Source organism: Mesorhizobium sp. M1E.F.Ca.ET.063.01.1.1 (assembly GCF_003998155.1).
In the GTDB taxonomy this organism is placed as follows: domain Bacteria; phylum Pseudomonadota; class Alphaproteobacteria; order Rhizobiales; family Rhizobiaceae; genus Mesorhizobium.
In genome coordinates, this window is sequence record NZ_RZSC01000180.1 from 1 (window position 1) to 9,478 (window position 9,478).

General features: G+C 61.3%; 11 protein-coding genes. 7 read left to right on the forward strand and 4 right to left on the reverse strand.

What is annotated here, in order from left to right; translation table 11 throughout:
• Nucleotides 1-95: 95 nt before the first annotated feature.
• Nucleotides 96-860: an IS5 family transposase gene (locus EOA29_RS15080; RefSeq protein WP_126095713.1), complete on the reverse strand. Its 765-nt coding sequence runs from the start codon at nucleotides 858-860 to the stop codon at nucleotides 96-98.
• A 294-nt stretch (nucleotides 861-1,154) separates the two neighbouring features.
• Between EOA29_RS15080 and EOA29_RS15085 the strand changes: the two genes are divergently transcribed.
• From EOA29_RS15085 to EOA29_RS15100, 4 genes are all read left to right on the forward strand, one after another.
• A complete protein-coding gene (locus tag EOA29_RS15085) occupies nucleotides 1,155-2,900 on the forward strand; it encodes an adenylate/guanylate cyclase domain-containing protein (RefSeq protein WP_245468474.1) in 1,746 nt (581 codons plus the stop codon).
• A 593-nt stretch (nucleotides 2,901-3,493) separates the two neighbouring features.
• On the forward strand, nucleotides 3,494-4,519 hold the full coding sequence (locus EOA29_RS15090; protein WP_126091534.1) for a class I fructose-bisphosphate aldolase: 1,026 nt from the start codon (nucleotides 3,494-3,496) through the stop codon (nucleotides 4,517-4,519).
• Between the two features lie 159 nt (nucleotides 4,520-4,678).
• The gene (locus EOA29_RS15095) at nucleotides 4,679-5,419 is read left to right on the forward strand and encodes a thioredoxin family protein (RefSeq protein WP_126091533.1); all 741 of its coding nucleotides are present in this window, start codon (nucleotides 4,679-4,681) and stop codon (nucleotides 5,417-5,419) included.
• A 186-nt stretch (nucleotides 5,420-5,605) separates the two neighbouring features.
• Nucleotides 5,606-6,340, forward strand: a complete 735-nt coding sequence (locus EOA29_RS15100; protein WP_126091532.1) for an SGNH/GDSL hydrolase family protein — start codon at nucleotides 5,606-5,608, stop codon at nucleotides 6,338-6,340.
• A gap of 6 nt (nucleotides 6,341-6,346) precedes the next feature.
• Here EOA29_RS15100 and EOA29_RS15105 read toward each other — a convergent pair whose 3' ends face one another.
• Entirely contained in the window at nucleotides 6,347-6,526 is a 180-nt protein-coding gene (locus tag EOA29_RS15105) for a hypothetical protein (RefSeq protein ID WP_040974327.1), read from the reverse strand.
• 184 nt (nucleotides 6,527-6,710) lie between these two features.
• Between EOA29_RS15105 and EOA29_RS15110 the strand changes: the two genes are divergently transcribed.
• Nucleotides 6,711-6,875, forward strand: a complete 165-nt coding sequence (locus EOA29_RS15110) for a hypothetical protein (protein WP_126091531.1) — start codon at nucleotides 6,711-6,713, stop codon at nucleotides 6,873-6,875.
• Between the two features lie 222 nt (nucleotides 6,876-7,097).
• Nucleotides 7,098-7,817: a YafY family protein gene (locus tag EOA29_RS15115; protein ID WP_059189944.1), complete on the forward strand. Its 720-nt coding sequence runs from the start codon at nucleotides 7,098-7,100 to the stop codon at nucleotides 7,815-7,817.
• A 170-nt stretch (nucleotides 7,818-7,987) separates the two neighbouring features.
• On the opposite strand, the gene EOA29_RS15120 is transcribed toward EOA29_RS15115, so the two are convergent.
• Entirely contained in the window at nucleotides 7,988-8,689 is a 702-nt protein-coding gene (locus EOA29_RS15120) for a DUF1013 domain-containing protein (protein WP_126091530.1), read from the reverse strand.
• Nucleotides 8,690-8,861: 172 nt separating this feature from the next.
• Between EOA29_RS15120 and EOA29_RS15125 the strand changes: the two genes are divergently transcribed.
• Nucleotides 8,862-9,146: a hypothetical protein gene (locus EOA29_RS15125; RefSeq protein WP_189350492.1), complete on the forward strand. Its 285-nt coding sequence runs from the start codon at nucleotides 8,862-8,864 to the stop codon at nucleotides 9,144-9,146.
• A 2-nt stretch (nucleotides 9,147-9,148) separates the two neighbouring features.
• Here the strand turns inward: EOA29_RS15125 and EOA29_RS15130 are convergent, their stop codons facing one another.
• Nucleotides 9,149-9,289: a DUF1127 domain-containing protein gene (locus EOA29_RS15130; protein ID WP_095778147.1), complete on the reverse strand. Its 141-nt coding sequence runs from the start codon at nucleotides 9,287-9,289 to the stop codon at nucleotides 9,149-9,151.
• Nucleotides 9,290-9,478 lie beyond the last annotated feature (189 nt).

A 9,478-nucleotide genomic window follows, 5' to 3' on the forward strand; every position in this document is an offset into this window, starting at 1 on the left:
GCGCCTTCCTCGAATGGATGGAAGGCAAGCCGCTGCCCGGCGTCGAGGTGCTGAAGCGCTGAGTCGTTCAAGACTCGGCGAGTGGGCGCAGGAATCTAGGGCACGGGCTCATTAGCACGCAACCAGACGCGGATTGATGCGAGCTTGACGAAGGCCAGGTAGTTGGCCGCGAGTTTGTCGTATCGGGTCGCAACACACCGACATTGCTTGATCTTGTTGAAGAACCGTTCGATCAGGTTGCGCGCGCGATACAGATACGAGCTGAAGCAAATCGGGTCTTTGCGATTGCGTTTCGGCGGAAGGTTCGCCCATGCGCCTTGCTGACGGGCAAGCTCCCTGATCCAGTCCGCGTCGTATCCCCGATCCGTGAGCAGCATCGTTCCTGGAAGCAAGGGGCTGAGAAGGACCGAACACAGCCGATTGTCATGCGCCTCACCCGGCGTGAGGGCGAGGTGGACCGGCAGACCATTGGAGTTAACGACCGCATGAATCTTGCTGGTGAGGCCACCGCGTGAGCGACCCATATCTTGCTGAGTGTTGTCTGCGATACAGGCTCCGTGCTGGTGCACGCGCACGACGGAGGTATCGATCATCTGCACCGCCGCGTCACGACCGGCCGCCAGTGCATCCATGATCCGGTCCCAGACGCCAGCCCGCCGCCACCGAACGAAGCGATTGTAACAAGTCGTGCGGGGACCGTAGTTCTCCGGCAGGTCGCGCCAAGGGGCACCTGAACGCAGGACCCAAAAGATGCCATTGAGCACGCGACGGTCATTTACGCGCCGAACGCCGCGCGGCTTGTTCGGCAGCAACGGTCTGATGGCGGTCCATTCGCAATCGCTGAGTTCGTAGCGCGTGATTCGAAGCTCCGGTTTTGGAGCTTGAATCACGTCTCGGGCAGCGCCATCAACCCGCCAAGACTTATAGCCTTGCCGCTAATGCTTTGAATTTACTTCCGCTTTCGGCGGCATAGCGGACTTGGCCGGACTTGCCACTGGCTCGACCCGGTCGCGAATGACCCCTAGCAGACATGACGCGTAGCAGCCTGACTTCGCTCTGGGACCACTGGTTGCGGCCAGGCGCGGCAGTGCTATCTTGTCATCAACCAGGCTCTGCAAGGGAGCCCCGGTGACCAACTGGGGCACTATCGAGTGGTGGAGAACTCCGTTCAGCGCCGTCTGGCTGCCATCCTTGCAGCCGATGTAGTCGGTTACAGTCGCCTCATGGGCGTGGACGAGGACGGCACTCTGACGGTCGTGAGGAACCTCCGCGCCGAAGTGATCGAAACTAGGATCGCCGAGCACCAAGGTCGGCTGTTTAAGTCTATGGGGGATGGCTTTCTCGCGGAATTCCCCAGCGTCGTGAAGGCCGTGGCCTGCGCAGTTGCATTACAGAAGGATATGGCAGCACGGAACGCAGAGCTGCCAGAGGACCGAGCCATCCAACTCCGCATTGGCGTCAACTTGGGGGATGTGATTGCTGAGGATGGCGATGTTTTCGGTGAAGGCGTGAACGTCGCTGCGCGGATCGAGGGACTTGCCCCGGCGGGCGGCATTGCAGTCACCGGCATGGTTCATGACAACGTAGGAAGTCGCCTTGATCTCTCGTTTGAAGACATGGGTGAGCAGCAACTCAAGAATATCGCCCAGCCGGTCCGGGTCTATCGTCTGGGAGCTCCCTCAGGAACATCGGTGCGACCAACAGCGGTAGAACGAATCAAACCGTCCATAGCAGTACTGCCATTTACCAACATGAGTGGTGATCCCGGGCAACAGTACATTTCCGACGGGATCACCGAGGATATCATTACCGAACTCGCCCGCTTTCACGGCCTGTCCGTAGTAGCTCGCCACGCGTCGTTTCATTTTGCCAACAAAGGAAAAAGTCCTATCGAAGTAGCGCGGGAACTGGGCGTTGCCTATGTAGTTGAGGGTAGTCTACGCAAATTGGGCGGCCGAATACGCATCACAGCCCAACTGGTTGATGCCAGAACCGGCAATCACATCTGGGCCGACCGCTACGATCGCGATGCGCAGGATATCTTCGCTATCCAGGACCTTGTTGTGGCCGCAATCGTAACAATGCTGGAGGGCCGTATGCACGCTGCAGAAGCAGCAAAAGCCCGTGCAAAACCAACTACTAACTGGTCGGCTTATGACTGTCTGTTACAAGGCCGCGATCTATGTGACCATCAGCGTGATGCCGAAGCCGTACCCCTACTTGAGCGCGCAATTGCCGTCGATCCGCATTTTGCACTTGCCCATGCCTGGCTGGCGATAGCTCTTACCATGAGCAATGTCATTCTGCTCGATGACGATCAGATGGCCAAGGCTGAGAGCGCTTCGAAACAAGCGCTGGAACTAGATACCAACGACGCCACGTCTCATTGGGCAAGAGCGCTCTACTACCTTTGGACAGGCGACCATGACCGTTCACGCTTCCATTTTGACAGGGCGCTGACACTCAATCCGGCCGATATACAGATTAAGGGCGACTACGCGAACTGGCAGCGCGCCAGTGGCAGGCCGGCCGATGCGTTGGCCACAATCGATGCCGCCATAGGCTTGGGTCCCTTCGTGCCCGATTGGTTTGCAGCGGTTCGCGGCCTGACGCTCTTTGACCTCGGTCGATATGCTGACGCAGTCGAAGCGCTCGAGAGTGTCCCTGTACAACGCTCCAGTGGCTTATTGTACCTAGCCGCTGCGCGCGCGCAATTAGGCGACTTAACTGGTGCACGTGAGGTGATCGCCGAGGTGAAGCTGGTGAAACCGGATTTATCGCTTCGGAATGTGATCCAGGTACTGCACTACGCACGCCCTGAAGCTCAGCAACACTTGATTGATGCCCTGCGGAAGGCGGGGCTGCCGGAGCAGTATGTGCGCCCCTTACGAGCAAGTTGAGTTAACTTCTGCTTGTGGCCCATTGCTTCTTTCAGCTGCGCTGCAAACGTTGGTCGCTTTCGGTGCATAGCGGACGCCGGCAAGTCGTCCGCCCGGCTGATTTATGGGTTCACGGCCTAGTTTCCTCGACACAGGACACTGAAAGATTGCCGTTTGTCGGTGGGCAAGATTTTCACCGTTCATTTCCGTGAAATCAGCGCAAACGCTGGGGATTGGCTGAAGCCCCCGCAGCCTCGTCATCCCAGGGCGAAGCAGCCGCGAAGCGGCGTCGCGGAGACCATGGGATCCATGCCGAGACCTTGATCGAAGGCTGCAGCGGAGCAGAATTCTGCACCGCAGCAGCGCTCCAAAGTCACGGCATGGATCCTCGGGTCTGCGCTGCGTCGCTGCGCTCCTTGCTCCGCCCGTGGATGACGACGGAGGACTTTTCAGCCAATCACCAAGGCATGCCGCATGCTAACGCGGACATAGCCGACCGATCAAATTTCCCGTGCTCGAGAACTAAGACTTTCAATCGATTCGAGCTTTCCGGTGTCATTCCTTTGGCGGTAGTGTTCTGCTAGGCGCGGAATACAACCGTCAAGGAGAGCACCATGAGCGAACGTCTCGAAGACATTGCCGCCGCGATCGTAGCCGATGGCAAGGGCCTTTTGGCCGCCGATGAGAGCTCCGGCACCATCAAGAAGCGCTTCGACGTCATCGGCGTGGAATCGACAGCCGACAGCCGGCGCGATTACCGCGAGATGATGTTCCGCGCCAAGGAGGCGATGACCAAGTACATTTCCGGTGTCATCCTCTATGACGAGACCATCCGCCAGAAGGCAGCCGACGGCACGCCGCTGGTCGACATCATCAAAGCCTCGGGCGCCATTCCGGGCATCAAGGTCGATCTCGGCGCCAAGCCTCTCGCCGGCTTTCCCGGCGACACCGTCACCGAGGGCCTCGACGGCCTGCGCGAGCGGCTGGCGGACTATTGCAAGCTCGGCGCCCGTTTCGCCAAATGGCGCGCGGTGATCGACATCGACACCGCCAAGGGCGTGCCTTCGATGACGTCGATCGGTTCGAACGCGCATGCTTTAGCCCGCTATGCAGCGCTCTGCCAGGAGGCCGGCATCGTGCCGATCGTCGAGCCGGAAGTCCTGATGGACGGCGCCCACGACATCGACACCTGCTACAAGATCAGCAAGTCGATGCTGCTGAAGCTCTATAGCGAGCTTTATGCGGCGCGCGTCGTGCTGGAAGGCACCATCCTCAAGCCGAACATGGTCCTCTCCGGCAAGAAATCGGGCAAGACCGACAGCCCTGAAGAGGTAGCCGAGAAGACGATTAAATTGTTCCGCGAGACCGTGCCGGCGGCCGTGCCCGGCATCGCCTTCCTGTCCGGTGGCCAGGACGACGAAGAGGCGACGGCCAACCTCAACGCCATCAACGCCATCGGCCCGCACCCGTGGAAGCTCTCCTTCTCCTACGGCCGGGCCTTGCAGGCGGCCGCGCAGAAGGCCTGGAGCGGCAAGGCGTCGAACGTCGCCGCCGGCCAGGCAGCCTTCATCCACCGCGCCCACATGAACCATCTGGCGGCGCTCGGGAAATGGAAGCCGGCGCTGGAAAAGGCCGCCTGACACGGTTTCTTCAGTAGCGACGAAAACCCGGGCCCCCAGCCCGGGTTTTGTTTTTCGCGGCCGCCATCCCCACTTTGAGGCTGCGTCGGAAAACGACGCCGGCCATGTCGGATCGCGCCGATGTCGAACGTCCTTGGCAGGAGAGGACAGGAGATAGTCATGCATCGCAATGCCGTCGTTTCGCGGGAGGACTGGTTCGAGGCGCACAGAAAGCACCTCGAGCGCGAAAAGGAGCTGACGCGGTTTCGCGACCGCATCGCCGCCGAGCGGCGGCAACTGCCCTGGCTCAAGCTGCGCAAGGACTATGTCTTCGAAAGCGAGCAGGGACCGAAACGATTTGGAGAACTGTTCGCCGGCAAGAGCCAGCTGATCGTCTACCATTTCATGATGACGCCGGGGTCCGATCATCGCTGCGAGGGCTGCTCGTTCCTGGCCGACCACATCGACGGCGCCGACCAGCATCTCAGGCACCACGACGTGTCGCTGGTCGTCGTTTCGCGGGCGCCGCTGGCCGAACTCCTGCCCTACAAGCAGCGCATGGGCTGGAAATTCGACTGGGTGTCGTCCTATGCGTCGGACTTCAACTTCGACCTGCAGGTCTCCTTCACCGACAGGCAGATCGCGGCGGGCGAGACGATCTACAATTTCGAGAAACGTCCGCTGCGATCGAAGGACCTTCCCGGCACCAGCGTCTTCTATCGCGACGAAAACGGCGACATCTTTCTCACCTTCATGTCGCGCGCCCGCGGCGGCGATGCGCTGATCGGCGCCTACCACTATCTCGACATGACGCCGAAGGGCCGCGACGAGGCCGGCCCTTATCACGGCCTTATGGACTGGGTGCGGCTGCACGACGAATATCAGGACAGGATCAAGGATCGGCCGGACTGCTGCGAGTGACCGGCTCGTTCACCTCGGCCGAAACATGCGCCAGAGCAATTCCAGGAAAAGTGTGAAACGGTTGCGCTCGGCGCCCTCGCCGCAGCCTTCCGTCCGGGCTTGCGTCAAAATAAAGAGATAGAGCGGTTTGCCGTTCCATGAAACGGCGAACCGCTCTATGGCTTTCCGCCATTCAATGGATTTGCCATGCAGCGACTGCTAGCTCTCCTCACCTGGCTCGCCTTCCCGGTCTATGTCTGGCAGGGCCTTGGCGTGCGCCGCCGCACCAGCCGCATGCTGCCGGCGCGCGGGCCAGTCCTGCACGAGATCGCCGGCAAGGCGCCGGCAATCGCATTGCTGGTCTTGGGCGATTCTTCCGCGGCATCCGTGGGCATCGAGCAATCGGAATACGGGCTCGCCGCGCAGCTTGCCGGCCTGATTGCGGAGCGCACCGGCCATGCCGTGCGCTGGCGCGCCGCCGGCTTCAACTCGGCGACGTCGGGGCAGATCCGGGATTATGTCCTGCCCAACCTGTCGGCGAATCCCTGGACGCATATCGTGCTTGCCGTCGGCACCAACGACACCAAGAACTTCCATTCCGTGCCGCGCTTCAAGAAGGAGTTCGGCGGCCTGCTTTACGCGTTGCGCGCCAAATGGCCGGAAGCGCGTGTGGTCTGGTCGCCGGTGCTCGAATTCACCCGTGCCCCGGCAATGCCGCCGCTGCTCGGCAAGATCCTCGAAATCCGCGCTATCGCGATGAACCGGATGGGCGTGCGCCTCTGCAACGAACGCGGCGCCGTTCCCGCCGCGCGCCTGCCGATCACCAATCCCGAAGCCGGCTTTGCGTCCGATGGCTTCCATGCCTCGGAAGCGGGCTATCGCGCCTGGGCGGAGCATCTGGCGGATTTGGTGCTCGACGACCAGAACCTCAGTCCGGTTTGAGGATCCTCAGGCCCAATGGCCCAGCACAGCGGCAAGCGAGATCGCGGCCATGGCAAGCAGCGCCAGCTTCCAGAAGTCGCCCCGACGCTTCAGCCCGGGCCAGCCCAGCGGCTTGATGATCTGGATGAGCATGATGCCGATGATGACAAGGGCAAGAAGTTTCGTCATGCCGCCTTTGACCAGCATCGGCGGCGGCTGTCAAAGCGGTTCTTGACGCTTCCGACAGCCGCATTGCTCCTGACAGACAACCGGTAACCCAAGGCTGCGCCAATCTTTCCGACGCCTGCTCCGACGGCCTGCCAAGCTCCTGACAGACTGCTGTCAGCAGGGGTGTGAGATACTCCTCTCATCGAAAAAGAGGAGCCTGGCCATGAACGGTTTTACCATCCTGCGCAGTGTACAGAACTATGTCGGCAAGATCCGCACCGTGCGGAACGAGATCCGCACCCAGCGTTTCCTGAACACTTTGCCGGCGGATATCCGCAAGGACATCGGCTGGCCGGACCTTTATGACGGCCGCATGCGTAAGAACTGAAATTTTTCGGCGTACGACTTGGATAGCGGCCGTGTCGCGCCCAGATGTAATGTCGGTTGAATTACCGGGTTTCAGGAAAGAAGCCGTTGTTCCGTGGCGGATTCCTGTCAGCCTCCTGACAGTATGTTGTCAGGAGGCCTGCGTTATTGAAGCAGCCTCGAACCTGCGGGAACCGGTTTGGGGACCGCGGCATGCATAGAACCGAGATCAAGGGGTCACACGATGCGCCGCGCCGACAGGCTATTCCAGATCGTACAGCATTTGCGCGGCGGCCGGTTGGTCACGGCGCAGAAGCTCGGCACGTGGCTCGAGGTTTCCGAGCGGACCATCTACCGCGACATAGCCGACTTGCAATCGACCGGCGTGCCGATCGACGGCGAGGCGGGTGTCGGCTACATGATGAGGGAGGGTTTCGACCTTCCGCCGCTGATGTTCACGCGTGACGAGATCGTGGCGCTGGTCGCCGGCGCCCGCATGGTGCGCGCCTTCGGCGGCGCTGCTATGGCGAGGGCCGCCGACGAAGCGCTGGTCAAGATCGGCGCCGTGCTGCCCGATACGGAAAAGGACCGCATAGCACGCACCGAGATCCACACGCCGATGTGGGTGGTGAGCGACGCGGCGCGGGAAGCGATCGACCTGATCGAACGCGCCATCGAGAAGCGGCAGGTTCTGACCATCGACTATTCGGATGAGGCCGGCCGCGGCACCGCCCGCGACATCAGGCCATTGGGACTTTGGTTCTGGGGCAAGGTGTGGACTCTGGTCGCCTGGTGCGAGATGCGCGACGATTTTCGCGCCTTCCGCATCGACCGCATCGCCTCGGTTGTCATCGCCGGTCGCATCTACAAGCCGGAGCGCGGCAAGCAGCTCGCCGACTTCTACCGCGCCGTGGAGCGCAGCGAGGACTACGGCATGGCGCCCGACCGCGCGGCACGGACGTGACTTCCGCTTTCTCCTTCTCCCCTTGTGGGAGAAGGTGGATCGGCGCTTTAGCGCCGAGACGGATGAGGGGTGTTCCAGCGGAGTGAGACGCTGGCTTTCCCTGGAGCACCCCTCATCCGTCGCCTGCGGCGACACCTTCTCCCACAAGGGGAGAAGGTAAGGCAGCGCCCTTACTCCTCTTCCTCGTCTTCTTTCTTGTCCTTCGACTTCAGCGCCGAAAGCTTGGCGAACACGGCATTGGCATCCAGTTCCTGGTCCTCGTCCTTCGGCTTTTCCGGGGCCGGCACCAGCCGCTCGGTCAGCGCCGCCGGCAGCAACGTATCGCCGGCAACCGGCTGCGCCTGCTCGCGGCCGCGCGAGGCGCGGTTGACTTCGAGGTCGAGGTCGATCTGCGAGGTCAGGCCGAGGGTCACCGGATCCATCGGCTGCAGATTGGCCGAGTTCCAGTGCTTGCGCTCGCGGATCTGCTCGATCGTCGATTTGGTGGTGCCCACGAGACGGGCAATCTGCGCGTCCTTGAGCTCGGGATGGTTGCGCACCAGCCACAGGATTGCGTTCGGACGGTCCTGCCGCTTCGACAGCGGCGTGTAGCGGGGACCCTTGCGCTTCGTTTCCGGCACCCGCACCTTGGGGTCGGACAGCTTCAGCCGGTGGTTCGGGTCCTTCTCGCCGCGCGCGATCTCGTCGCGGGTGAGCTGGCCGGTCATGATCGGGTCCATGCCCTTGATCCCCTGCGCCGACTCGCCGTCGGCGATCGCTTTGACCTCCAGCGGATGCAGCCCGCAGAACTGCGCGATCTGCTCGAAGGAGAGCGCGGTGTTGTCGACCAGCCAGACGGCGGTCGCCTTGGGCATCAGCAGCGTATTGGCCATGTTAAAAATCCTTCTCGTTCGCCCGCGTTCCCGCGCGGGCGGTGGTTTTAGAGCCACCAAAATGGGAAATTCGCGGCCTGTATAAACGCTCCGTCACGATTTCGCAATGTTTTTGGGGAGGAGCGGCCTAGCGCATGACCCCGAAAATCGGAATCGATTTTCGGAAAGGATCATGCGCAAGATCAAAAGTGCTACAGCGTCCTTTGCGCGTCCGAAAGGACGCGCGGCGCTGTGGTGCATGTCGCCCAAAAGTGTGCAGCGGTTTTGGGAGAACGACATGCACAAAACAAAAAACCCACAGCGCGTCGCTCGAATTCGTTTCGAGCGGCGCGCTGTGGGCTCCAAAAGACAAAACCCGCTGGACGAGGTCCAGCGGGTTCGGAACCGGAGACGAGCAAGCGTCTGCGACGGCTCCGGCTTCGAGGTCGCAGCCCGGCTTGCGCCGGGTCGCGCTTGAAATCAAAGAGCCTGGCGGGCGATACGCTCGATGTCGGCGCGGTTGATGCCGAGGTCGTTCAACTGGCGGGCGTTCAGCTTGTTCAGCTCACGCACGGTTTCGTTGTACAGGCGCCAGTTGCGGAAAGCGCGGATCGGGTTCATTTCAGTCCTCCATTCGTGGGGTCAGTTGTTTCGATGCCGCGTAGATAGGCATCGCTGCCCAGAAATTGAACGGACGCTTTTGCATGGCGGCAATGCATTTGTTGCAATGCAGCATTAGTAAAGGGAGTAGGGGAGTAGGGCAGTAAGGGAGTAGGATAGTGGGGCCACTGGCCCCGCCTCACCCTACTC

Coding starts and splice junctions, on each gene's coding strand:
- EOA29_RS15090 (WP_126091534.1), top strand. CDS start 3,494: ATGAGCGAACGTCTCGAAGACATTGCCGCCGCGATCGTAGCCGATGGC.
- EOA29_RS15095 (WP_126091533.1), top strand. CDS start 4,679: ATGCATCGCAATGCCGTCGTTTCGCGGGAGGACTGGTTCGAGGCGCAC.
- EOA29_RS15100 (WP_126091532.1), top strand. CDS start 5,606: ATGCAGCGACTGCTAGCTCTCCTCACCTGGCTCGCCTTCCCGGTCTAT.
- EOA29_RS15105 (WP_040974327.1), bottom strand. CDS start 6,526: ATGCTGGTCAAAGGCGGCATGACGAAACTTCTTGCCCTTGTCATCATC.
- EOA29_RS15110 (WP_126091531.1), top strand. CDS start 6,711: ATGAACGGTTTTACCATCCTGCGCAGTGTACAGAACTATGTCGGCAAG.
- EOA29_RS15115 (WP_059189944.1), top strand. CDS start 7,098: ATGCGCCGCGCCGACAGGCTATTCCAGATCGTACAGCATTTGCGCGGC.
- EOA29_RS15120 (WP_126091530.1), bottom strand. CDS start 8,689: ATGGCCAATACGCTGCTGATGCCCAAGGCGACCGCCGTCTGGCTGGTC.
- EOA29_RS15125 (WP_189350492.1), top strand. CDS start 8,862: ATGCGCAAGATCAAAAGTGCTACAGCGTCCTTTGCGCGTCCGAAAGGA.
- EOA29_RS15130 (WP_095778147.1), bottom strand. CDS start 9,289: ATGAACCCGATCCGCGCTTTCCGCAACTGGCGCCTGTACAACGAAACC.